At 66.1% G+C, this 24,166-nt stretch carries 23 protein-coding genes, 1 tRNA gene and 1 pseudogene; 9 read left to right on the top strand and 16 right to left on the bottom strand.

Annotated elements, in window-relative coordinates; translation table 11 throughout:
* Window positions 1-142 precede the first annotated feature (142 nt).
* The 6 genes from ACTWPB_RS17945 (at window position 143) to ACTWPB_RS17920 (ending at window position 4,782) form a co-directional block, all read left to right on the top strand.
* Window positions 143-793 carry a hypothetical protein gene (locus ACTWPB_RS17945; RefSeq protein ID WP_446221766.1) on the top strand — a complete coding sequence of 217 codons (651 nt, stop codon included), beginning with the start codon at window positions 143-145 and terminating at the stop codon, window positions 791-793.
* 112 nt (window positions 794-905) lie between these two features.
* Window positions 906-1,466: a hypothetical protein gene (locus ACTWPB_RS17940; protein ID WP_446221765.1), complete on the top strand. Its 561-nt coding sequence runs from the start codon at window positions 906-908 to the stop codon at window positions 1,464-1,466.
* On the top strand, window positions 1,463-2,185 hold the full coding sequence (locus ACTWPB_RS17935; protein ID WP_446221764.1) for a tetratricopeptide repeat protein: 723 nt from the start codon (window positions 1,463-1,465) through the stop codon (window positions 2,183-2,185). The genes ACTWPB_RS17940 and ACTWPB_RS17935 overlap by 4 nt, the downstream gene beginning before the upstream one ends.
* A gap of 292 nt (window positions 2,186-2,477) precedes the next feature.
* Window positions 2,478-3,266 (top strand): hypothetical protein, encoded by a 789-nt coding sequence (locus ACTWPB_RS17930; RefSeq protein ID WP_446221763.1) that lies wholly within the window; start codon window positions 2,478-2,480, stop codon window positions 3,264-3,266.
* A gap of 103 nt (window positions 3,267-3,369) precedes the next feature.
* Complete coding sequence (locus ACTWPB_RS17925; RefSeq protein ID WP_446221762.1) at window positions 3,370-4,230, top strand: haloalkane dehalogenase; 861 nt, start codon at window positions 3,370-3,372, stop codon at window positions 4,228-4,230.
* A gap of 213 nt (window positions 4,231-4,443) precedes the next feature.
* Complete coding sequence (locus ACTWPB_RS17920) at window positions 4,444-4,782, top strand: LGFP repeat-containing protein (RefSeq protein WP_446221761.1); 339 nt, start codon at window positions 4,444-4,446, stop codon at window positions 4,780-4,782.
* 71 nt (window positions 4,783-4,853) lie between these two features.
* Here the strand turns inward: ACTWPB_RS17920 and polA are convergent, their stop codons facing one another.
* The 8 genes and pseudogenes from polA to ACTWPB_RS17880 form a co-directional block, all read right to left on the bottom strand.
* Window positions 4,854-7,586 (bottom strand): DNA polymerase I, encoded by a 2,733-nt coding sequence (polA, locus tag ACTWPB_RS17915; protein ID WP_446221760.1) that lies wholly within the window; start codon window positions 7,584-7,586, stop codon window positions 4,854-4,856.
* A gap of 631 nt (window positions 7,587-8,217) precedes the next feature.
* Entirely contained in the window at window positions 8,218-8,913 is a 696-nt protein-coding gene (locus tag ACTWPB_RS17910) for an ABC transporter ATP-binding protein (RefSeq protein ID WP_446226395.1), read from the bottom strand.
* A gap of 138 nt (window positions 8,914-9,051) precedes the next feature.
* A pseudogene (locus ACTWPB_RS17905) lies at window positions 9,052-9,966 on the bottom strand (ABC transporter ATP-binding protein); the annotation flags it as partial.
* A gap of 41 nt (window positions 9,967-10,007) precedes the next feature.
* Window positions 10,008-11,432, bottom strand: coding sequence for a branched-chain amino acid ABC transporter permease (locus ACTWPB_RS17900; protein ID WP_446221759.1), 1,425 nt, complete (start codon window positions 11,430-11,432; stop codon window positions 10,008-10,010).
* On the bottom strand, window positions 11,429-12,466 hold the full coding sequence (locus ACTWPB_RS17895) for a branched-chain amino acid ABC transporter permease (RefSeq protein ID WP_446221758.1): 1,038 nt from the start codon (window positions 12,464-12,466) through the stop codon (window positions 11,429-11,431). Before ACTWPB_RS17895 ends, ACTWPB_RS17900 begins: the two co-directional genes overlap by 4 nt.
* Before the next feature lie 72 nt (window positions 12,467-12,538).
* The gene (locus ACTWPB_RS17890; RefSeq protein ID WP_446221757.1) at window positions 12,539-13,696 is read right to left on the bottom strand and encodes a branched-chain amino acid ABC transporter substrate-binding protein; all 1,158 of its coding nucleotides are present in this window, start codon (window positions 13,694-13,696) and stop codon (window positions 12,539-12,541) included.
* Window positions 13,697-13,968: 272 nt separating this feature from the next.
* On the bottom strand, window positions 13,969-14,580 hold the full coding sequence (locus tag ACTWPB_RS17885) for an ANTAR domain-containing response regulator (protein WP_446221756.1): 612 nt from the start codon (window positions 14,578-14,580) through the stop codon (window positions 13,969-13,971).
* Window positions 14,581-14,747: 167 nt separating this feature from the next.
* Window positions 14,748-14,834 (bottom strand) — tRNA-Leu (locus ACTWPB_RS17880).
* 112 nt (window positions 14,835-14,946) lie between these two features.
* Here ACTWPB_RS17880 and ACTWPB_RS17875 point away from each other — a divergent pair.
* The 3 genes from ACTWPB_RS17875 (at window position 14,947) to ACTWPB_RS17865 (ending at window position 16,847) form a co-directional block, all read left to right on the top strand.
* The gene (locus tag ACTWPB_RS17875; RefSeq protein WP_446226394.1) at window positions 14,947-15,432 is read left to right on the top strand and encodes a monooxygenase family protein; all 486 of its coding nucleotides are present in this window, start codon (window positions 14,947-14,949) and stop codon (window positions 15,430-15,432) included.
* A gap of 215 nt (window positions 15,433-15,647) precedes the next feature.
* Window positions 15,648-16,271, top strand: coding sequence for an arsenate reductase/protein-tyrosine-phosphatase family protein (locus ACTWPB_RS17870; protein WP_446221755.1), 624 nt, complete (start codon window positions 15,648-15,650; stop codon window positions 16,269-16,271).
* A gap of 192 nt (window positions 16,272-16,463) precedes the next feature.
* Entirely contained in the window at window positions 16,464-16,847 is a 384-nt protein-coding gene (locus ACTWPB_RS17865; RefSeq protein WP_446221754.1) for a hypothetical protein, read from the top strand.
* A gap of 41 nt (window positions 16,848-16,888) precedes the next feature.
* Here ACTWPB_RS17865 and ACTWPB_RS17860 read toward each other — a convergent pair whose 3' ends face one another.
* The 8 genes from ACTWPB_RS17860 to ACTWPB_RS17825 form a co-directional block, all read right to left on the bottom strand.
* Window positions 16,889-17,785, bottom strand: a complete 897-nt coding sequence (locus ACTWPB_RS17860) for an acyl-CoA thioesterase (protein ID WP_446221753.1) — start codon at window positions 17,783-17,785, stop codon at window positions 16,889-16,891.
* A gap of 2 nt (window positions 17,786-17,787) precedes the next feature.
* Entirely contained in the window at window positions 17,788-19,206 is a 1,419-nt protein-coding gene (gene pyk, locus ACTWPB_RS17855) for a pyruvate kinase (RefSeq protein ID WP_446226393.1), read from the bottom strand.
* Window positions 19,207-19,516: 310 nt separating this feature from the next.
* Complete coding sequence (locus tag ACTWPB_RS17850) at window positions 19,517-20,059, bottom strand: NINE protein (protein ID WP_446221752.1); 543 nt, start codon at window positions 20,057-20,059, stop codon at window positions 19,517-19,519.
* Window positions 20,060-20,070: 11 nt separating this feature from the next.
* Window positions 20,071-20,211, bottom strand: a complete 141-nt coding sequence (locus tag ACTWPB_RS17845) for a hypothetical protein (protein ID WP_446221751.1) — start codon at window positions 20,209-20,211, stop codon at window positions 20,071-20,073.
* 72 nt (window positions 20,212-20,283) lie between these two features.
* The gene (gene lgt / locus ACTWPB_RS17840) at window positions 20,284-21,438 is read right to left on the bottom strand and encodes a prolipoprotein diacylglyceryl transferase (RefSeq protein ID WP_446221750.1); all 1,155 of its coding nucleotides are present in this window, start codon (window positions 21,436-21,438) and stop codon (window positions 20,284-20,286) included.
* 204 nt (window positions 21,439-21,642) lie between these two features.
* Complete coding sequence (locus ACTWPB_RS17835; RefSeq protein ID WP_446221749.1) at window positions 21,643-22,419, bottom strand: ESX secretion-associated protein EspG; 777 nt, start codon at window positions 22,417-22,419, stop codon at window positions 21,643-21,645.
* Window positions 22,416-23,762, bottom strand: a complete 1,347-nt coding sequence (locus ACTWPB_RS17830) for a PPE domain-containing protein (protein ID WP_446221748.1) — start codon at window positions 23,760-23,762, stop codon at window positions 22,416-22,418. The genes ACTWPB_RS17835 and ACTWPB_RS17830 overlap by 4 nt, the downstream gene beginning before the upstream one ends.
* Window positions 23,762-24,157: a hypothetical protein gene (locus tag ACTWPB_RS17825; protein WP_446221747.1), complete on the bottom strand. Its 396-nt coding sequence runs from the start codon at window positions 24,155-24,157 to the stop codon at window positions 23,762-23,764. The genes ACTWPB_RS17830 and ACTWPB_RS17825 overlap by 1 nt, the downstream gene beginning before the upstream one ends.
* Window positions 24,158-24,166: the final 9 nt, after the last annotated feature.

Here is a 24,166-nt window from a genome sequence, read left to right as displayed (position 1 = left end):
AAAAGCTCAGGTCGATGAATGGTCGGAAGAGGTCACTATCATCGGTGCGGCACAGGGAAAATGGCAAGTCAGGTGAGTGCGCACATTGGACGGGAGTGTGTTCATCCCGCGCAGCGGGCCATTCATACGGGAGGGAAAACTGATGATCGCTTCACGAAATGTAGCACGGTGGACATGGGGTCGAGATCATCAGTCCGATCCGGTCAAACTATGTCTATGCAACCTGCTGGCCGCCTATTCCCTACTTGTATCTGAACGACTCGCACTCGGCGCGCCGAAGATGAAGATAAAGGTCATCGAGATCGGTAACCCCGATACATCACTGTTCAGTGGCGAGTTCGCCGCCACAGACAGCTACACCGAAGAAGCAATCGAAAGACTCGCGAGCCATATACGGACGAACATGGATCCAGGCGATATCGCATCGGTCGACGCGTCGATCCAATGCACCGGCATATTCGGCACCGATCGTGACGAAGCTATTCAGTCCGGGCTATTCACCCTCGGTACCGGCGTCTACCGGGACTATATCGCAACCGATTTGACCACACGGTCAGATGCCTGGCTGCCGTACGACCTCAACGGGCGAGCACAGCCAACCGTCTACGCTCGAAACCAGCCCCGGTTGGCCGCAGTACTGACGGGCCTCGCCGACGTGCTCGATTCCGAAACCACTCCTGATGAGCCCAATGTCCTTGCCATACCGACGGAAACCGGCGTCGAAAACTGGTTCGAACACGATGCCACCCCGTCCGATGTCTGGACACGATTCGAGAGCTCGAGGGAGCAGTAATGGCTTTCCAACGCAAATGGTCATACGCAGCAACATAACTCGAGGACACACCCCGACCCCGACTGCGCCGATGAACAACTGACAGAACAATCGGGATTAGATAGAGGAAATTGTGAAGATTGATACGCACCGTCGGCACCGCACCCGGATTGCCCAGGCGATTATCGGTTCAGCTGCGGCGATCATCGTCGGGTCTGGTGTGGTGATGTCCGCGGGCGGGTCGGCCACCGGCCAGCCGCAGATCACGCTCAGCCAATGGGACACGGGCTCGTCCACACTCGGCTTCACCTCGCCGGATGCGGCGAAGGCGGAGCGGATCGTGCTGGACTACGTCGTCGGCGCGGCCACGGTGGACTACCGCGATATGCCCGCGTGGGCGGCTCGGATGAAACACAACACGGTGCCCGAGTTGGCCGAGTACCTGGACAGTACTGTCGAGAAACTGCACGGCGTCATCGGCCCGCTGAAGTTGGTCAGCACGGCGAAACCGGTTCTGGCCAAGGCGCGCTCCGGTGCGGCCGGTGTTTACACCGTTGACGCCATCATCGACGTGACGACGACCACCACGCGCGATCCTGCCGGGTCGACCTCCGCTGTCACCTATGTGGTCTCCATCGATCCCGCCCGGGACTGGAAGGTCACCGCGTTCGGCGGTACCGGCGGTGATCGGTGAGCGGCGACGAGAACGAGTCGGCAGATCGGCTCGGGTCAGCGGCGCTGGCCGCGTGGCGAACCGGGGACGTGATGCGCGCGGGAGAATTGGCGTCCGAGGCGGTGCGGGTCGATCCGGATTCGCTGGTCGGATGGCAGGTGAGCACGCGGGTAGCGGTCGCGGGAAGCCGGCGGGTGGAACACGACAACCAGATTCGTGCCGACAAGTATGCGAAAACGGCGCTGCGAGCGGCGCGTCGATGTGTGGAGCTCGCGCCGGATGACGCCGAGAATCATCGGCTGTTGGCCTTGGCGTTGATCCGCCGCGACAACAAGGGTGCCGGCGCGGCGCTCGATCGGGCGATGCGGCTAGACCCGAACAATGCCGACATGTATGTGGCCCGTGCCGAACTCATCCGCGCCACCGAAGCACCGGGGACAGCGGCCTATACCGTCGCTGATCACATGCTGCACCGTGCGTTGAGCCTGGATCCGGACAACCGTGGCGCGCTGACTGCGCTCGGTGCCAGCGAGATCAGGCGGGGCCGGACCGAGGAGGGAACGCGACGGTTGCTCGCTGCCGCGGGTGACGATCCGGCGGCGCAGGCAGCAATACCTGAGGCGGTGCGTGCCATCGACCCACGCTTGCGGAACCGGCGCATAGCGGTGGCCGTCGCGATATTTGTCGCGGTGGCGATTTTGAAGTCCGTCGATACAGTTCTGGTGGATCTGATCGGCTGAGAACCTGCCGACGACCCTTTGCCCATCAAGATAATTCGAGTTAGAGATCACTGAGTCCTGTGAACACAGCCGGATACACCGAAGTCGGAATCGACGCCGGTGAGTGGTACCGGCTGATCACCGGCGCTTTCCTGCACAGCCCGCCCGACAGTGGGCTCGGGCCGGCAAGGTAGTCGAGAACATCCGTGCCAGTACCCCTGGACGCTGCGTCGGCGCCGAGAAGCTGCTGGCCCAGATCAGCCTCCTGGTCCTGCGATCGGCCACCGGAGATGTCGAGCCGCTGGATGCGACCGTGGCTGCCATCGCGGACGCATGGGCCGGACCCTGCGCACCAGAGGTTCGGATGCTGCCGACCCACCTGAACTTCGATGCGCACCGCGCCCGGAACTCGAGTGTGGGACCCGCGCTGATCGGTGTCGACGAAGCCGAGCTCGGACCGGTTAGCCTTGATCTGTTCGGCAGCGACCAGCACCTGCTCGTCTTCGGCGATGCCGAGTCCGGCAAGACGAACCTGGCTCGCGTCATCATCGCCGAACTGATCGCGCATCGAGGTGATGACGAGATCGTCTTGGCGATGTTCGACGTCCGACGCAGTCTGCTCGACGAGGTCCCCGACCAGTACCTCGGTGCCTACGCGGGCACCCAGGACGCAGGCGCGGGGATCGCGGGCGAACTCGCCAAACGTCTGCCACCCGAGGACGTCACCCCGGCGCAGCTCCGCGACCGCTCATGGTGGAACGGACCCGAGATTTTCGTGATCGCCGATGATTTCGACTTGCTCTCCCCCAGCGGCCCAGGGCCCTTGGGAGCGCTACTGCCCTTCTTGCCGCACGCTCGCGACATCGGCTTGCACCTGCTGGTGTTCCGGCGCTCGGGTGGTGTGGCGCGCGCACTGTTCGAGCCCGTCATCCAGGCCCTCAAAGAGCAAGGCGCCACCGGCATCCTGCTGTCGGAGGATCGTCAAGAAGGCCAGATCTGGCCCGGTGCCGCCATGTCGACCCAACCACCCGGGCGCGGGCTGCTCGTCCGCCGCGGCCGCGCCCCTGTCCGATTCCACATCGCACTCCACGAAAGCACGTAGCCGAGGTGGCAAACATCTCACTGATGTATCCCACCGAAGACATTGAACCGCAATTATTTTGGGCCGTAAGGTCGGTTCGAAGCCCTCGGAAAGGATGGATGCGATGCTGATCGATTTCACGCCGGACAAAGCGCTCTACCCCTTCGAGTCCCGGTGGTTCGCCTCCTCCGCCGGCCGGGTGCACTACATCGACGAAGGCTCCGGGATCCCCATCCTGTTCTGTCACGGCAGCCCCACGTGGAGTTTTCTCTATCGCAAGATCATCGGTGAGCTGGGCGACCGATTTCGTTGCATAGCAGTCGATTACCCGGGCTTCGGCCTGTCCGAGCGGCCACCGGGCTACGGCTACACCATCGCCGAACACGCCGCCGTGGTCGGCGAGCTCGTCGACCATCTCGGGCTCGACCGATTCGTGATCATGGGCCAGGACTGGGGCGGGCCGATCGGCGCCGCCGTCGGCGCCGATCGCGCCGACCGGGTTCGCGGGCTGGTGCTCGGCAATACCTTGTTGTGGCCGACGCAGACCTGGCCGCAGAAGGCATTCAGCCGGGTCATGGCCAGCTCGCCGATGCAGCGGCGGATCCTGCGCGACAACCTCCTCGTCGAGCGTTTCCTGCTCCGCGAGCTGCGCAACACGATCAGCGAGGCCGAGGCCGATCACTATCGCAAGGTGCAGCCCTCACCCGAAGCCAGGCGCGGCATCGCCGCGATGCCCGGACAGATCCTGGCTGCCCGCCCCTTTCTCGAGCAGCTGGCCACCGCCGTGCCCGCTCGACTCGGCGCCACACCGACGCTTCTGGTCTGGGGTATGAAGGACTTGGCTTTCCGCCCCGCGTCGTTCCTGCCACGGATGCGCGACACATTCACCGATCACCAGGTCGTCGAGCTGCCCGACGCCAGGCACTTCACCACCGAACACGAGCCCCGCAAGATCGCCGAAGCTATCGCGCAGCGTTTCCTCTAGCGCCACATCGGGTTTCACAATGGAGACAATCCGAGATGGCCGATCAGGAGCCGGCAGTGCGCTCGTTCCCGACACCGGTCACGAGCGAATCGCTGGCTAATACGATCTGACCAGACTGTGAATCTCCCGCGAGTCGCTGCCCAGAACGGGCGATCGCACGGTAGCGTCGCCGCCGCTAGGCCAATTGTTACCGCGTGAAAGGAATTGTTCGACATGGCATTCGAAGTCACTGGGGCTATCGGCGATCACTACAACGAAGCCGGTGGCGCGTCCAGCCCGCTGGGTGAGCCGACCTCCGCAGAGCAGGACGCCCCCAACGGTGGCAAGTTCCAGGAATTCACCGGCGGTGTCATCTACTTCAAGCTCCCGACCGGAGCCAAGACCGTGTACGGCGCCATCCGGCTGGCATGGGAAGCCGAAGGCGGCGCGGGGGGCCGGTTCGGCTACCCGACCTCCGACGAGCGGGACATCGACGGTGGCAAGATCAGCCACTTCGAGAACGGTTCGATCAGCTACTCGATCGCCGATGACGCTGTGACGGTCAACGCCTAACTCGCGTTTCCGCTACGCCACGATGGGCACCGACCCCGCGGGTTGGTGCCCATTGTGCTGGGTGGACCGACTCAGTGCGCGGCCGAGTCCCAGCTCCGGCCGGTGCCGACAGAGACAGTGAGCGGGACCGAGAGTTCGATCGCGGCCGACATCTGTTCGCGTGCAAGGGCTTCGAGCGCCTCGCGTTCGCCGTCGGCGACCTCGAAGACGAGTTCGTCGTGGATCTGCAGGAGCATCCGGGAGCGCAGGCCCGCTTCGCGAATCGCGTTCTGCACGTTGATCATCGCGACCTTGATGATGTCGGCGGCGGTGCCCTGGATGGGGGCGTTCAGCGCCATGCGTTCGGCGGACTCACGACGCTGGCGGTTGCTGGAGTCCAGATCGGGCAGGTAGCGGCGGCGGCCGAACAGGGTTTGGGTGTAGCCGACCTTGCGGGCCTGATCGACGACGTCGGACAGGTAGTCACGGATGCCGCCGAAACGGTCGAAGTACACGTCCATCTGCTCTTTGGCCTCGGTCGTGCTGATCTTCAGCTGAGCGCTCAAGCCATAGGAGCTGAGACCGTAGGCGAGGCCGTAGGACATGGCCTTGATCCGGCGGCGCAGTTCGGGGCTCACCTCCGCGATCGGGATGTCGAAGGCCTTCGACGCGACGAAGGTGTGCAGGTCCTCGCCGGAATTGAAGGCCTCGATCAGGCCGGCGTCACCGGACAGGTGCGCCATGATGCGCATCTCGATCTGGCTGTAGTCGGCGGTCATGAGTTCGGCGAAGCCGGGTCCGACCACGAACGTGTCGCGGATCTGGCGGCCGGTGTCGGTGCGGATCGGGATGTTCTGCAGGTTCGGCTCGGTCGAGGAGAGGCGACCGGTCGCGGCGATGGTCTGGTTGAACGTGGTGTGCACGCGGCCGTCGTCGGAGACCGACTTGAGCAGGCCGTCGACGGTCACCTTGAGCCGGGTCGCGTCGCGGTGGGCCAGCAGGTGTTCCAGGAACGCGTGGCCGGTCTTCTCGAACAGCGATTCCAGCGCGTCGGCGTCGGTGGTGTAGCCGGTCTTGGTGCGCTTGGTCTTGGGCATGTCGAGCTCGTCGAACAGCACCACCTGCAGCTGCTTGGGCGAGCCCAGGTTGATCTGCTTGCCGATCACGTCGTAGGCGGAGTTCGCGGCCTCGGTGACGCGGTCGGCGAACTGCTGCTGGAGGTTTTCGAGCTGGGTGACATCGACCGCGATGCCCGCTTCCTCGAGTTGACCGAGCACGCCGAGCAGGGGCAGCTCCATCTCGGTGAGCAGCGGGGTCGATTCGATGGCCGCGAGTTCGGTATCAAGGGCGACGGCCAGGTCGGCGACCGCGCGGGCGCGCAGCATTTCCTCGCGGGCCACGTCGGCGGCGAGGGTGTCCTCGTCGTCGAGAAGCGAGAGCTGGCCGGTGTCGCCGGTCTCGACGCGCAGTTCGCGCTTGAGGTAGCGCAGGGACAGGTCGTCGAGGTTGAAGCTGCGCTGGCCGGGGCGGACCAGGTAGGCCGACAGGGCGGTGTCGGTGGTGAGACCGCCCAGGGTAAAGCCGCGACCGCGCAGCGCGTGACCGGCGGACTTGGCCTCGTGCAGTGCCTTGAGCACCTCGGGGTCGGCCAGCCAGGCTGCGAGGGCTGTCTCGTCCTCGGAGGTGAGCACGGTCAGATCGATGTAGCCGCCCTCTCCGTCGGCGGCGGCGATGGCGAGAGCCCGCGCGTCACCGTGCACCGGAGTGCCGGTTCCGACGATCGAGAGACCGTGGCGCACACCGGCTTTCGCGTGCTCGGCCAGCCAGTCGGCGACCGCGCCCTGTTCGAGAGCGGCACCGCTGATCTCGAAACCCGACTCGGCTTCCGGCTCGGGGGAACCGAGCGTGTCGAACAGCCGGTCACGCAGCACCCGGAACTCGAGGTCGTCGAAGAGCTGGTGGATCTTGTCGCGGTCCCACGGCGCCTTGATCAGCTGGTCGGGGGTGTAGGGCAGCGGCACCTCGCGCACCATCTCGGTGAGCTGGCGGTTGAGCACCACACTCGACAGGTTCGCGCGCAGCGATTCGCCGACCTTGCCCTTCACCTGGTCGACCCGGTCGACCAGGGTGGCGAGGTCACCGTATTCGCGAATCCACTTGGCGGCGGTCTTCTCCCCCACGCCGGGAATGCCGGGCAGATTGTCGCTCGGGTCGCCGCGCAAGGCCGCGTAGTCGGGGTACTGCGCGGGGGTGAGGCCGTATTTGGTCTCCACCTCGGCCGGGGTGAAGCGGGTCAGATCCGAGACGCCCTTCTTCGGGTAGAGCACGGTGACCTCGTCGTTGACCAGCTGGATCGCGTCGCGGTCGCCGGTGACGATGAAGACCCGGTAGCCCTGAGCGACGGCCTGGGTGGTGAGGGTGGCGATCACATCGTCGGCCTCGTAGCCGTCGATGGCCATCACCGGAATGCCCATCGCGCCGAGCACGTCCTTGGTGAGTTCGACCTGCCCACGGAACTCGTCGGGGGTGGCGCTGCGATTGGCCTTGTACTCCGGGTACGCCTCGGTGCGGAAAGTCTTGCGCGACACGTCGAACGCCGCGGCCACATGGCTCGGCTTCTCGTCGCGCAGCAGATTGATCAGCATCGAGGTGAATCCGTACACCGCGTTGGTGGTCTGACCCGTGACGGTCTTGAAGTTCTCCGCCGGTAGCGCGAAGAAGGCGCGATAGGCGATCGAATGCCCGTCCAGGAGCAGCAGCGTAGGCCGCTCCCCCTCGAGGGCGGTGGTCGTTGTCGATGCCTGCGCAGTCGTCGGTGAACTCACCCGCACGAGTCTAGGGATACCCCCCGACAGAACGACCACCGCCACGACCGCGCACGCCCCACCCAGCCACACCGCGCAACCCCGAGTCCGCAGCCCTACCGCACTCCCAGCCACACCCGTAAACCCCGAGTCCGCAGCCCTACCGCACTCCCAGCCACACCCGTAAACCCCGAGTCCGCAGCCCTACCGCACTCCCAGCCACACCCGTAAACCCCGAGTCCGCAGCCCTACCGCACTCCCAGCCACACCCGTAAACCCCGAGTCCGCAGCCCTACCGCACTCCCAGCCACACCCGTAAACCCCAAGTCCGCAGCCCTACCGCACTCCCAACCACACCCGTAAACCCCAAGACCGCCATGACCGCACTACCAACCCCGCACCCGCGACCCCGAGGGAGCGGCGGCCACGAAGTGGCCGGTCGCGGCCGGGTCGCCGGTTAGCCGCCGGGGCGTACGCGACGAAGGAGCAAGCCCCGGTGGCTAACCGGCGGCCCCTCAGGGCCGCGACTCGAGCGCGCCAGCGCTCCAATAAACACAGCGTCAAACCTGCCTGGGACTACCGAACACAGACCGTCCCTCGCACCCGCGACTGTAGGCGCCATAGTCGTCGCGGGCGCGAGTACTCCAACGATTCAGTCGACGCCCAAGTAGGCCGACATCACCGCGGGGTCGGTCAACAACCCCGCACCGGGACCGGACTTGGTGACCTCGCCGGTTTCCAGGATGTAGGCGCGATCGCTGCGGGTCAGGGCCTGTTGCGCGTTCTGTTCCACGAGCAGCACGGTGGTGCCCTGGCGGTTGATCTCGCTGATGATCCGGAAGATCTGCTGGATCACCATGGGCGCAAGACCCATCGACGGTTCGTCGAGCAACAGCAGCTTGGGCCGGGCCATGAGGGCGCGGCCGATGGCGAGCATCTGCTGTTCGCCACCCGACATCGTGCCGCCGACCTGCTTGCGGCGTTCGGCCAGGCGGGGGAACAGTTCGAAGACCCAATCGAGGGTTTGCTGGTATTCGGTCTTCTTCTCGAAAGGCCTGCCGTAGCAACCCATGTCGAGGTTCTCCGCGACGGTCATGCCGGGGAACACCCCGCGACCTTCGGGCGCCTGGATGAGACCCTCGACCACCCGATCGTGGGCCTTCATCGTGGTGATGTCTTTGCCCTGGAACAGGATCCGGCCCGAGGTGAGCGGGAGCAGGCCCGACATCGCCCGCATGGTGGTGGTCTTGCCCGCACCGTTGGCGCCGAGCAGGGTCACCAGTTCGCCCTGGGCGACCGAGAGCGAAATGCCGTGCAGCGCTTCGATCCGGCCGTAGTTCACGACCATGTCCTGCACCTCGAGCAGCGGCACCGCCTTCTCGGCAACGGCTTGCGGCTCGTCCTCGCGCGCCTGCACCACAGCGGCCGCAACCGGCGACGGGGTCGCCCCCTCCTCCGCGGCGGCCACGGATTCCTCACGCACCTCGGCGATGGTGTCCGCGTCGGGCACGCCGAGGTAGGCCGCGATCACCGCCGGGTCCTCGCGCACCGCGGTGGGCAGGCCGTCGGCGATCTTGCGCCCGAACTCGAGGACCACGATCCGGTCGGTCACGCCCATCACCAGGCGCATGTCGTGCTCGATGAGCAGCACGGTGTAGCCGTCGTCGCGGATCTTGCGGATCAGATCCATCAGCGCCGACTTCTCGCTGGGATTGAAACCAGCAGCCGGCTCATCAAGACACAGCAGTTTGGGTTCGGTGGCCAGCGCCCGCGCGATCTCGAGTCGGCGCTGATCGCCGTAGGACAGATTGCGGGCCTTCTCCACCGCGCGCGGCGCGATGCCGACGAACTCGAGCAGCGCCATGCCACGTTCGATGGCGTCACGTTCCTCGCGTTTGAACTTCGGCGTACGGAACACCGCGCCGGGCACCGAGGTGGTATGGCGAGCGTCGGTGCCGACGACCACGTTCTCCAGCGCCGTCATCTCGCCGAACAGCCGCACGTTCTGGAACGTGCGCGCGATACCCATCCGGGTGATCTCGTTGCGCTTGGTCTTGGCCAGTGGCCGACCGTCGAAGTGCACACTGCCCGACGCGGGCTTGTACACGCCGGTGATCGCGTTGAAGCAGGTGGTCTTGCCCGCGCCGTTAGGGCCGATCAGGCCGAGGATCTCGCCGCGACGGATCTCGAAGCTCACCCCGTCGAGCGCGGTCAGACCGCCGAACTTGACGGTCAGCCCGTCGGTGCGCAGCAGCGGCTCGCCGACAGCGGTCTCGATCGCGCGATGCGGCGCGACCACCTCGGCGACTGTCTCGGCATCGGCGAGTTCGGGCATCACCGCGGTGACGTCGACGTCGCCGGTTGGCTCGACCTCGGGCGGTGGCTGGTAGCCGGCCTTCATGTCTTCGTTGTCGTACAGCGCGTCTCCCGCGCCCGGCCCCGTCATTGCCCTACTCCGATCGATTCGGCCGCCGGCTTGCGCACAACGGCCTGGTACACCTGTCTGCCGTAGGCGAGCAGCTTCTGCCGCACCGGGAACAGACCCTGTGGCCGCAGAATCATCATCACCACGAGCGCGATGCCGAAGTAGAGGTACTTCAGGTCACCGAGGTTCTGCGCGCCACCCTTACGGAACAGCAGCACGCTGCCGAACAGCAGCAATCCGGCGATCACCGCGAAGATCGCCAGGGCGATCACCACGCGTCTGACCCACACGGCCAGCTGATCACCGCGCAGACGCCACAGCAACCACAGCCCGATCAGCAGCGCGATATCGAGGCCGAGCAGCAGGTAGCCGGTCGACTCGTTGGACACCAGCTGCACCGACTGCAACCGCATCGGCAGGTACGCGATGAGGAACGCGCCCACGATCACGCCGAGCTTGTTGCCCGAACCACCGAGCACGACGGCACACAGGAACAGCATCGACAAAATGATGTCGAACTGTTTGGGGTTCACGTAGGTGACCTGACCGGCATACATCGCGCCGGACAGTCCACCGACCGAAGCGCCGATCACGAACGCCCACAGCTTGAACTTGAAGGTCGGCACGCCCATGATCTCGGCTGCGTCCTCGTCCTCGCGGATGGCGACCCAGGAGCGGCCGACCCGGCTGCGCTCGAGATTGCCGATGATCAACAGCACCACGATCACCAGGACCATGCCGAGCCAGAACCACCAGGTACCGCTACTCGCGCGATCGAACGGGTTCCAGCTGCTCTTGTCGCCGAGGTTGCCCGGGGAGAAGTAGCCACCGGGGTGCGCTTCGGATTCACCGACCTCGGGGTAGGCGATCTTGGACAGGCCGAGGCTGCCGTTGGTCAGATCGCCCAGGTTGTCGGCCATCAGGCGCACGATCTCACCGAAGCCGAGCGTCACGATCGCCAGGTAGTCACCGCGCAGCCGCAGGGTCGGGGAGCCGAGGATCAGACCGGCCAGCGCGGTCAGCGCCACCGCGATCGGCAGACAGGCCACCCACGCCCAGCCCGAGCTGAGCCATCCGCCGTCGGTTTGGTTCCACGGACTGTTCGGGCTGGTCAGCAGGCCGACCGTGTAGGCGCCGACGGCGTAGAAACCGACATAGCCCAAGTCGAGCAAACCCGCCTGGCCGACCACCACGTTCAGGCCGATGGCGATCAACGCGTACATGGCGAACTGCGCCATCACACCACCGAAGCTCACGCCCGGAGTGTCGAGCAGCGGCGGCGGGAACAGCGGCATCAGCGCCAGCAAGGCGATGATCGGCACACCGACGGCCCACTGGGCCGGCCGCGAGAGCCCGTCCCACCAGCCGCGGATCGCGTCGCCGACGCCACGCCGATCCTTGGGTGCCACGGGAACTTCCGGAGTTTTCGTCAGGTCTGTCATGCGCGTGCCCTCCCCAGGCTCTCGCCGAGGATGCCGGTCGGCCGGAACATCAGCACGGTCACCAGCAGCACGAACGCGACCACGTCACGCCATTCGGTGCCGAACAGGATCTGCCCGTATTGCTCGGCGATGCCGAGGAGCAGACCGCCGAGCAGCGCGCCACGCAGGTTGCCGATACCGCCGAGCACCGCGGCGCTGAACGCCTTGATACCGAGGATGAAACCGCCGGAGAAGATGATGCCGGTGGGAATGTAGAGCGTGTACAACATCGCGGCGGCGCCCGCGAGCAGGCCGCCGATGAGGAAGGTCAGCACGATGACCCGCTCACGCGAGACACCCATCAGGGTGGCGGTGTCGGGGTCTTGGGCGACCGCGCGGATGGCACGACCGAATTTGGTTCTGTTGATGACGATTTCGGTGGTGATCGCGAGTACGACGGCCGCGGCGAAGATCACCAGCGCCACATTGGTGACCTGCGCGCCTAGGAAGCTGAACTGCACCTTCGGCTCCACGAGCCGGATACCGGTCTGGGCGTTGGACCCGCCGAGACCGGGCTTGATCTTGGGCAGGATGTAGTGGACGAACTCCTGGATCACGAACGACATACCGATCGCGGTGATCAGGAAGGCCAGCGGTTTCGCGCCACGCCTGCGCAGCGGCCGGTAGGCGATCCGTTCGAGCCCCACCGCCGCGATGCCCGAGACGAGCATGCCGAACAGCATCGCCACGCCGAGGTAGAGAACCGTCAGCGCGACACCCTGGGAATACACGTTGCCGCTCGGCGCGAAGCCGAGCAGTTCCAGTCCCACGTAGGTGCCGAACATGCCGAGCATGAAGATCTCGGAGTGGGCGAAGTTGATCAGTCGCAGCACGCCGTAGACCAGCGTGTAGCCGACAGCCACCAGGGCGTAGATCGAGCCGTAGGTCAGGCCGTCCACGGTCAATCGCCAGAACTGGTCGATCACCCCGGAGACGTTGAAATCGATGGACCCCTCGGCCAACAGGGTCACACCGAGCGAAGCCGCTGATGTCATGGTTACTCTCGCGTCAGGCGCGCGGTGCGCGTGGCAGCACAGCCACGCGCACCGCTGCACACGTCTTCGGAACTACTTGACCTGGTACATCCAGATCTGGATGTTGGCCAGCTCGCCGGTCTCGCCCCACTTGTACTGGCGGGCAACACCGGTGCCGTCGTAGTTACGGACGTAGTCGACGAGCTCGGCGCGAGTGACCTTACCGGCATCGATCCCCTTGAGCAGGATCGTGGTCAGGTCGTAGCCCTCGACGGAGTAGACGCCGGGGGCCTGGCCGTTGAGCGCCTTGTAATCGGCGGCGAACTTCTCCGGCGCCGGGCTGCACGGGCACGACAGCAGCGCGTCCTTGGACGACGAGCCTGCCTGACGGACGAACTCGGGATCGTTGCTGCCGTCGGCGGAAACGAAGGCCGCGGTCACGCCACCGGAACGCAGCTGCTGCACGAACGGCGCCGCCTCGGCGTAGTAACCGGCGTAGAAGATGGCGTCGGGCTTGGCCGCGGACAGCTTCGAGACCGCTGCCGAGAAGTCCTTGTCACCTTCCTTGACGCTGGTCCCGCAGGAGGCGTCGGCCGCGGGACCCGCGGCGGTGATGAAGGCCTGTGCCAGACCGGCACCGTAGTCGGTGTTGTCCTGCACGACGCAGATCTTCTTGAAGCCCTTCTCGCCGGTCAGGTATTTCGCGACCGCCGGGCCCTGCGAGTTGTCGTTGCCGAGGCCGCGGAAGAAGGTCTTCCAGCCGTTGGTGGTCAAGGTGGGGTTCGTGGCCGATGCCGTCAGCGTGGGCATGCCTGCCTCGCTGAGGATCTGGCCGGTCGCCTTGGTCTCACCCGAGAAGGTCGGGCCGACCAGGGCCACGATATTCGGGTCGGCGACGATCGTCGGGATCACCTGGCTGGCGATCTGCGGCTTGCCCTCGGTGTCGAACTGCTTCACCGAGACCTGGCAGTCCGGGTTGGCCTTGTTGTGCTGGTCGAGCGCGAGCTTCACGCCCATGATGATGTTGATGCCGAGGGCGGCATTGCCGCCGGTCAGCGGGCCCGCCATGCCGAGGGTCAGGGGAGCGCACTTGGCCTTGCCGTCGCCTGCGGGGTCCGCGGCCGCACCGGCGTCGGTGGTCGCGACCGCCTTGCCCTCGGTATCGAGCTGAACGACCGACTGGATGGAGAGATCGGAGTTGCCGCCACCGCCGCCATCGGACGACTTGTCACTGCATCCGGACAACACCAACGACGCGGCAGCTCCGATAACCAGAACTCCTCGCGTCGACCGACTGCGCCATGTCGAACTGAGCACGTCTCACCTCTATGTCCTGTGCTCCCCGGGTTCACCGAGGGGGCCGACCACGTTCAGCCCGCAGAGAACATATCGCCGCTGTGTTAGATCCGCATCACATTCGCATCATGTCGGAGGTCAGTTGTCCAGCAATAGTTCACATTATTGTTTCGCTTACGTAAATATTCTCTGCTTTCGGCCCGCGCGGCGGTGCGAGCCGGAGCGTGTCACTGCGGGGTGAGGTTGTCCAGCACGACTTCGGCGACCGCCTTCATGGTCGTGCGGCGATCCATCGCGGTGCGCTGAATCCATTTGAACGCTTGCGGTTCCGACAGCCCCTGGGTCTGCATGAGCACGCCCTTGGCCCGCTCGACCAGTTTGCGCGTCTCCAAACGGTCCGACAGATTCGCGACTTCTGTTTCCAGCGCGGTGATTTCGTGAAAACGACTGGCCGCGAGTTCGATCGCGGGGACCAGATCGGATTTGGTGAACGGCTTCACGAGATAGGCCATCGCGCCGGCGTCACGTGCGCGCTCGACCAGATCACGCTGGCTGAACGCGGTCAGAATCACCACGGGCGCAACACGTTTCGACGCGATCTCGGCGGCGGCGTCGATGCCGTCACGGCGCGGCATCTTCACGTCCATGATGACCAAATCGGGGCGCAACTCCTCGGCGAGCTCGACGGCCTGCTGCCCGTCGCCCGCTTCACCGACGACGTCGTAGCCCTCTTCCTTGAGCATCTCGACGAGGTCCATCCGGATCAAGGCCTCATCCTCGGCGACGACGACCCGCTTGGCCGCGGCCTCACGCGTGGCGCCGGCTGCATTCGTGCTCATAGGTTCGACCCCTCTGGATTGGAGATGCCTGTCGATCACACCACGACTGGCGATGTAAGAGTACCTTTTGCTTCCGCGCAGAGAATGCGCCTGCGATGAGATCGCGCGCACACCCTGCGCCGGATACTCCCCCGCGGAGCGCGGCTGCCTGCGCCGCGCTTCCGCCGTGGTGCCGAGTGTGGGACTCGAACCCACACGTCCTTCCGGACAACGGTTTTTGAGACCGTCGCGTCTGCCAGTTCCGCCAACCCGGCGCACCGCGGTCACTATAGCGTCTCGGCGCGCCGGGAAGCGAACCGCCGGTCGAACCGGACGTCCGCCTGCCCCGTTGCACCTCGAAAGGGCACCGTGGAAGCGGCTGCGATCCTGCGCGTGCACAGCACGACGGTCGACCCGGACGCCTACCCCGACCTGGTGATGATCCCGCTCGGCATGCGGGTACGCACCCCACGCGGCATGCTGCGGCTGCTCGGTGTCGGCCCGAAGTTGTCTCGCTCACATGCCGACCGGCCCGACGGATTACCGCGCCACGAGGACATCGTGTGGTCGATGTTTCCGCCGCACTGGGGCGCCCGGCAGGACTGGCGCGATCTGGATTCGCGCGAGCGCTGGACGCGATCGGAGCCGCACCGGCAGTGGCGGGGTCAATTCCTCCGCGATTCCGGCGGCACCGGCTTCTGGCACGAGGCCTACTTCCGCCGTGGCGGCATCGACGCGGTCTACGACGACATGTCGGCACCGACCGGGCTGGCGGCGTTCGCGCCGGGGCGCGGCCCGATGTTCTCCACTCGCGGCCGGGTACACGGCGCCCCACCGGCCATATGGCCGGTTATTACCGAATCGAATTATTAAAGAACGAACGATTACAATCGGAACGAGTGATGATCGACACATATCACCGCAAGGTTTCCGCGCCATATCTCGCGGGTATCACGTTGGCACACAACGGATTTGCGCATCATGATTGATGTACAGCGTTCAACCGAGAGGTGAATAAGTAGTACCGCGTTTGTGATGGTTACAATTCTGGCCTACTGCACGACAATCGACCCGATTACGGTGTCGGTATGCACGTGCTGTTCGTCTGCAACTCCAATGTCTGCCGGTCGGTGATCGCCGAACGGCTCACCCGGGCGTTCGCGGCAGAGCACGGTCTATCCGGCCTCACCGCGGAGAGCGCGGGCACCAGGGCCCTGGTCGGCTTTCCGCCCGAGCCGATGGCCGTGGAGACCATCCAGGGCCTCGGTGGCGACACCGCCGGCTTCAAGGCCCGAAAGCTCAAGCCCGAGATGGTCGATCGCGCCGACCTGGTCCTGACGATGACCGATTCCATACGCGACCAGGTCGGTGAGCTTGCCTTCGGCACCGCCCCGCGCACCTTCACCCTCGCCGAGGCGTACCGCATCGCCAAGGTCACCGGCGCTAAATCCATTGCCGCACTGCACCATGCGCGCAACAACCTGGCCTATGTCGGCCGGGAGAACATCGCCGACCCGATCGGCCTTTCCCCGGTTGCCTTCCTCGAGGTCGGCGACCGCATCGCCGAATTGCTGTTCCCCGTGCTGGGAGCGCTGGCACCGCACGAGCAGACGAAACGCTCCGGCGACGGCGATAGCACCGGCCTGGTGATAGCGCCCGGCGGGCCCGGCGGGCCACTGTCGGCATTCCTCGCCGCGCAGCGCAGGCGCTGAGTCCCCGCGAGGGCCGAGTCCACCCCTCCGCAATACGCCACCTTCGCGCTCTGACCGCTGTCAGGGCTGTTCGCGACGCCGCGCAGGGATTACACTTCGGCGCGGACGTGGGTGTTACCCCTTGCAGGTTCGACACACGACGGGACTACAGACTTGCCGAAACGCATTTCGGATGTTTCGCTCCATGTGTATGTGACACCGGAGATCCTCGACCGCATCGTCGCCAGTGTCCGGACGGTCCTCGACGACCATGTGCACGACCGCGATGTCTATGCCTGGCGGTTCACCATGCCCGTCGACGCGAGCGATCCGGTCCATCGCGATCTCGAATCACAGTGGCGCGGTAGCTGTCCCGGCCGCGAGCCGAGCACGGAGAGCACCTACGAGATCGCGCTGAGTCTGGTCGGCGACCCGGCCGACCTCACCGACGCCGACATCGCCGACCTCGAGCACGGTCTCGCCTTGGCCGTGTACGGCGCGGCCACACCGCATCCTGCCCGCGGCGTGCCCTTCACCTTGCGCGCGCATCAGCGCACCGATGTCGTCGAACCGGAACTCGACCACGAACTGCGTTGAGCTCGGCCGCGGGAGCCGTCAGCGGGGCCACACCGCCGCGCTCAGCGGGCCGGGAAATGCCGGATAACGCCTTCTTGCACGGTCGTGGCGATCAATTCGCCTGTGCGCGAATAGAACCGGCCGGTCGCCAGCCCACGTGAACCCGCCGCGACCGGTGACTCGGTGGCGTAGAGAACCCAGTCGTCGAAGCGGAACGGACGATGGAACCAGATCGAATGGTTCACCGTCGCCGCGAGAATCCGGTCCAGCCCCCACGACAAACCGTGCGTGGTGATGATCGAATCGAGCACCGTGGTGTCGGAGGAGTAGCCCAGCGCGGCCACGTGCAGCAGCGGATCGTCCGGCAGCGAGCCGTCGGTGCGCATCCAGACCCGGTTGTGGTTGAGCTTCTCGCCGGTGCCCTTGAGGATCCACGCCGGATCGTTGGTATAGCGCATGTCGATCGGGTGCGGCGCCTTGATGAACATCTCCAGCTTGTCCTCGAAGCCGGCGAAGCTCTCCTCCACCCGGGGCAGGGTTTCGGGATCGGGCACATCCGGGCCCTCGTGCGCGTGCTCGAGGCCCTTGCCCCAGTCCTGGAACGCGGCCAGCATGACGAACAGCTCCTGGCCGTCCTGGCTGGCCGTCACCGTCCGGTTGGCCAGGGCGCGACCGTCGCGGTGGCGCTGCACGTGGTACTCGATCGGCTTCTTCACATCGCCGCCGCGCACGAAATGCGCGTTGATCGCGTGCAGCGGCCGCTCCCCCGCCGTGCGGCCCGCCGCGATGATCGCCTGCGACACCAGCTGCCCGCCGAAGGTGCGGCTCCACACCTTCTCGGGATGGTTGCCGAGGAAGGTGTCCTCGCCGATCGCCTCGAGGTCGAGCAGGTCGAGCAACACCCGCAGATCGGGTGTCGGCTCGCCCTGGGTGGTCTCGATCTCGATCGAACTGTTCACTACTAGTGGTCCTCTTCGCCGATGCGGTGCACGTGGATCAGGTTGGTGGAACCGACGGTACCCGGAGGGGAACCGGCGACGATGACCACCAGGTCACCCTTGCGATAACGCTCCAGCGACAACAGCGCCTGATCCACCTGGTGGATCATCGCGTCGGTGGTGTCCACCATGGGCACGATGAACGTCTCGGTGCCCCAGGTCAGGGTGAGCTGGCTGCGCACCTCCGGCAGCGGGGTGAAGGCCAGCAGCGGCAGCGGAGTGTGCAGGCGGGCCAGACGGCGCACGGTGTCACCGGACTGGGTGAACGCCACCAGGGCCTTGGCATTGAGCCGCTCGCCGATGTCGCGGGCGGCGTAGGAGATCACGCCACGCTTGGTGCGCGGCACGTGGGTCAGGGGTGGCACCCGCGACGTTTCGGTCTCGACCGCGGTCACGATGCGGGCCATGGTGCGCACCGCGTCGATCGGCCACGCGCCGACCGAGGTCTCCCCCGACAGCATCACCGCGTCGGCGCCGTCGAGCACCGCGTTGGCGACGTCGGAGGCCTCCGCGCGAGTGGGCCGGGAGTTCTCGATCATCGATTCGAGCATCTGGGTGGCGACGATGACCGGCTTGGCGTTCTCGCGCGCCATCTGGATCGCGCGCTTCTGCACCAGCGGCACCTGCTCGAGCGGCAGCTCCACACCGAGGTCACCACGGGCGACCATCACCGCGTCGAAGGCAAGCACGATCGCCTCGAGGTTCTCGATCGCCTCGGGCTTCTCCAGCTTCGCGATCACCGGGACCCGGCGACCGACGCGGTCCATGATGTCGTGCACGAGTTCGATGTCGGACGGCGAGCGCACGAACGACAGTGCGATGAAGTCGACGCCGAGGTCAAGGGCGAATTCCAGGTCGGCGATGTCCTTTTCGGACAGGGCGGGCACCGACACGTTCATGCCGGGCAGCGACAGGCCCTTGTTGTTGCTCACCGGGCCGCCCTCGGTCACCCGGCAGACCACGTCGTTGCCCTCGACGGATTCCACCGTCAGGCCGACCTTGCCGTCGTCGACGAGCAGCCGGTCACCGGCCTTGGCGTCCTGCGCGAGCTCTTTGTACGTGGTCGAGACGCGGTCGTGAGTGCCGTCCACCTCGTCGACAGTGATCCGCACCTGCTCGCCGTTGACCCACACGGTCTTGCCGTCGGCGAAGCGGCCGAGGCGGATCTTGGGGCCCTGGAGGTCGGCGAGGATACCGACCGCGCGGCCGGTCTCGTCCGAGGCCGCCCGGACCATCTTGTAGTTGTCGGCGTGGTCGGCGTGATCGCCGTGGCTGAAGTTCAGCCGGGCCACATCCATGCCGCTTTCGACGAGCTCACGAATACGATCCTGGGTAGCAGTGGCCGGCCCCAAGGTGCACACAATCTTCGTCCGTCGCATCACGTGCCCCAGCCTAGTGCTCATCCGCCACTCCGTGAATTTGGCCGGTCGGGAGGTCGTAGTCACCTGACAACCGGACCGGCGGTTCTCGACGGGATGGGGCCGAGCGTTCCCGATGATTTATCCCTGTGTTCACGAAATCAGTTGTCACCTCGCGGCGACGTGCCTGGAAAGTCCTGTTTCCAAACGGCTTCGACCGAAGCCCGGAACCAGGCAGATCACCCTTTTCGATCGCGGTGAGTCGCTGGGGAAACGCGAAACGGGCGCTCCGCGTGAGCGGAGCACCCGTCTACCTCCCGGTGTGGGCGAGGATTCAGTCGCGCAGCGGGCGACCCTGCGGGTCGGGCACCTTGCCGGTGAGCATCATGATGCCGTCGATCAGCGGCCAGATGGCGCCGAGGCCACAGGTCAGCCAGGTGACCGCGATCTGGGCGATGCCGAGACCGGTGTAGCCGAGGTAGAAACGGCCGACGCCGAAGCTACCGAGGAAGATCTGCAGGAGACCGGCCATCAGCTTCTGCTTGTCCGAGAACGGCACGCCGTACATGTCCCGGCCGTAGGGCGCCTCCGGGTCGTTCGGGTTGTAGCCCTGCGGCATCGCACCGTACTGCGGCTGGCCGTAGCCCGGCTGCGGCTGCTGGGCGTACGGATCGGCGGGCTGGCCGTACTGCGGCTGCGGCGCACCGTATTGCGGCTGGCCGTAACCGGGCTGCGGCTGCTGGGCGTACGGATCGGCGGGCTGACCGTAGGCGGGCTGACCGTAGGCCGGCTGACCGTACTGCGGCTGCGAGCCGCCGTCCTGGGGCTTGCTCAGGTCAGGGCCGTACTGGGGATTGGGGTTGTAGGGGTCGGTCACTCATGTCTCCATCATTCGTGCGGGTACCCGTCGTGGCCCCCGGCCAGTGGCGATCGGCCGAACGGCGGTGCGCCCGCGACGATCACGCCGATATTGTTGCCGGTGCTGCCCGCTGTTGTCTTGTCGGGTACCACCCGATCGGCCTTCGCCACTCATTCGAAGTATCGCGGCGGGCGTCCGCACTGTTGCCGGACGCCCGCCGATTCGACGAAAACGGTCGTGGATCAGGACTTCTTCGCAGCCGATTTCGTCGGCTCCGAGGCGGCGCCGGTCGCGGACCCGGAATCCTCGCCGGACACATCCGCGGCGTCCTTCGCGTCAGCGGCGCCCTTCGCGCGATCGTCGGCGGGATCGGTCTCGTCCGCGTCGACCGAATCATGTTCCACCGCAGCGGAATCCGTCTTCTTCGTGACGTCGACCACCGCTGTCGCGGAGTCCGTCGCCGCCACGGTGCTGCCCGCCGCACCAGCGGCCCGCAGCGCGGAGAACTGCCACGGCCACGGGCGCGGCTCCCCGTCCGGCTGCAACTGCGCGGGCGTCTCGCGGCCCTTGGTCGCCAGCGCGAAATAGGCCATGGCGCCGAGGAAGACGAGCGCGGCAGTGAACGAGTTGATCCTGATGCCGAGAATGTGGGTGGCTTCGTCGCTGCGCAGCAGTTCGACGAAGAAGCGGCCGAAGCTGTAGCCCGCGACGTAGAGCGCGAACAGACGCCCGTGGCCGATCCGGTAGCGCTTGTCGAGCAGCACCAGCGCGATCACGACCAGCACGTTCCAGACGAGCTCGTAGAGGAACGTCGGCTGCACGACCTCGAGCACCCGCCCGGTCGACACCCCGTTCATCATGTCGCGCGCGCCGGTCTCCGCGTCGAACCGTTCGTAGATCTCCAGACCCCACGGGACCTCGGTGGCACGCCCGTAGAGCTCCTGGTTGAAGTAGTTGCCGAGCCGGCCGATCGCCTGGGCGAGCAGCACCGCGGGCGCGACCGCGTCGCCGAGCGCGGGCAGCGGGATCTTGTACATCCGGCAGCCGATCCAGGCACCGATGGCACCGAAGAACACCGCACCCCAGATACCGAGGCCGCCCTGCCAGATATACAGCGCCTCGACGGGGTGCTTGCCCGCGCCGAAGTACTTCTGCCAGTCGGTGGCGACGTGGTAGATACGGCCGCCGACCAGCCCGAACGGCACCGCGAACATCGCGACATCGAGGACGGCGCCCGGCTGACCACCGCGCTCGCGCCACCGGCGTTCACCCCACCAGATGGCGACGACGATGCCGAGAATGATGAACAGTGCGTACGCCCGCAGCGGGAAGGGTCCGAGGTGCCAGACACCCTGCGGCGGACTCGGAATGTAGGCCAGGACTGAGTTCACGGCCACCACGTTAGTTCAGTGGTGTACCGGGCGAGTGACCGTGACCCGAATGGCTGTGGTCCCGCACATGACGACGCCGCCGACAACCACTCGCCTCACGCGGTCCATCGAGAGCACAGAGCATCGCACCCAGCGCGGGATCGGGCCCGATCCTGACTCGAATCGAGGTCGGCACTTGTCGATCGGCCAGCTACCAGGGTGCGCGGTCGATTACCACGTGGTCGTCTGTGGGCGGCTCAGCATATCTATGCGGGTGCCGATCTGGCGCATGAGTTCTTCTGGGCCGCCGGGGATTACGGTGAAGTTCTCGCTGTCGTGGTTCTGGAGCAGGTAGCGGCCGTCCTCGGGGTAGTCGAGCCAGCAGAACGCGCGCCCGTCGCCGGTCGGGCGGGCATCGATCTGGTAGCCGGGGTAGACGGTGATCTCGCCGCCGCCGATGCGCGGGCGGTGGAAAAAGCGCCGTAGTTGTTCGGTCGGGGACAGCTGCGTGGGGTGGCGGGCGTAGACGGGGGTATCGAGATCGCCGCGTCTGCCATCGAAGCGAGGTCGGCTGCCTGCCTGCAACCGTGGTAACCGGGCGGTGACGTCAGCGGCGATGCCGGTGCTGCGATGTGTCGAGACCACAATGTCGCCGCCGTGGGCGTGGGTGGGTCCGGGCTGCTGGACAGCCAGTACCGCGATCGGACCCGCGATACCGACGTAGACGCGCAGGACCTGGGACTGCGGACCGTGCACGCCTTCGATCTCGATCCGCACCCGTGGTTCCAGTAAGACCTGGAACGTGGCATGCAACTGTTCGTCGTAGATCCGGCGCAGGCGCGTTCCCGCTTCGCGGCGGCGGCGCTCGTCGTCAGCGCGATAGGCCGCGAACTCGCGCCGATAGCTGAGCGGGTACGGGAACCGGTCGCGCCGGTTGGCTTCGAGGGCGAGCTGGAAGGTGAGACCGTCGAATTGGTACCGGAGTCCTGGAGCGAGACTGTCGGTCAACCGATGACTCCGCCCGGAGGCAACGCTGCGGGGAGTTGTCCGATCAGCTCGGACTCACGTTCGTGGATCAGGTAGTCCGGTATCTTGTGTTCGGTCTCGTCGTCGCCGCCTTGGCCGCGCCCGGCGCCACCACCACCCATCATGCCGGGCATTCCCCGTGTTCCCGAGCCCGGCCCCCGGGCAGCGGCGGCCGAATTACCCACTCCGCCTGCTGATCCCGCACCGGGCTTACCTGGTTGGGCAATACCGGCGACGGGGCTACCAGAGCCTGGCAGCCCGGAACCGGGAGCACCAGCCGACGGCGAGCCCGAACCGGGTGCACCAGAGCCACTCGGCACACCTCCGGTCGGCGTGGTGGCCGGGGTGCCAGCCGGGGTGGTCGGTGTCGTTTCCGGCGTGGTCGAGGCCGATGTCGTGTCGTCGTCGCCGGTGGTCACGTCTTCCGTGTCCGGTTCGGTGGTTTCCGGATCGCCGGTGCTCGGGTCCTCGGTGGTGGTGGCCGGGTTGGTCGACCGGCCGGTATCGCCACCACCGGGCTGGTTGGTGTTCGTTCCGGGGCCGCCGCCGTTGCGGTCACCATCGCCTAGTTCGCCGAGGGTGTTCTTGGCGACGGGTAGGACCGGGGTCTGTCCGTCGACCTGTACGGAACCGGGCGAATAGAAATTGGTCATGAGCTCTTGGGCGGCGGCCTCGGCTTCGTTGTATTGATGCCTGTCGCCCTTGAGTAGCCCGTTGCCCGGAATGGCGCCCGCGATCTTGTCCCAGGTACTGAGCTCCTCGGGTTCGGGGATGGCCATCTTGGCCTGGGCGAGGTAGCCCTCCATCAGGTCGATCCCGTTGGCGACGAGCTGGAATGCGGTCGGCAACTGTTTGGCCTGGGTGGCGTACTCCCGAACCCCGTCGACGGCCGCGTTGGCGGCCTGGCCCGACCACATTTCGCCGATCACCCGCGCGATCGTCGCGTCGTAAGTCGTGATGAGTTCGTCGACTGTCGTGGTCAACCGACGCCAGGCGTCCGCGCCGGCATTGATGTCGGCGGCCGAGACTCCGGGATCGCCGTCCGCACCGTTGAGCCTGGCGTAGATCATCCAGTGTGGCCAGGCTCCGAATCCTTCGGGCTCCACGACCTTCCCGGCTGGAGTTCCGGTGAAGCCGCTACCGAGCCGCTGGTACTCGTCGTTGATGATGGTCCGGTCAGGAGACCACTGATTCGAGGCTCCCTCCCCCAACCGACCACGCTCGGTCGCGGCCTCATGCGACTCCCGCCACCCGCCGATACCGCCCGCGAGGTAAGTGCCCGCGATGGGAATCAGTCCGACAGTTTCCTGCCAGCCCCACCCCATCAGATACCCGTCCCTGCGGCACGCAGCTGTGCCGCGCGCTGCTCGTCGACGAGTTCGAGCTTGCCGATCGCGGCAGCGAAGGTGTCGTGCTGCAGCCACGCGATGTCTATATGGTCCTGAATGCGTTGCGCGGCATTGTCATTGGGATCGGTGCCGCCGCCAAAGCCCTTCTGCTCGAACTTGACGCGCAACGCCTTCGCCGACGGCAACGACCCCCAACCTGACAGGCGGCCCAGCGTGGCGGTGTCCGCCTTGGCGCGCCCCAGTCCTTCGGCATAGACCTTCGCGGCGGCGCGGAGTGCTTCCCCGAGTTCGGGTTCCATCCGAAACACCCCTGCGACCGCCTGCTGCGCCAGCTGAGTCCAGTAGGCGTGCTGATCTTCAGTCCCACTCATACGAGTACT

The organism is Nocardia sp. IBHARD005, from assembly GCF_052814245.1.
The sequence above is the reverse complement of the archived record's forward strand: the minus strand, read 5'-3'. Positions and strand labels throughout refer to the sequence as shown.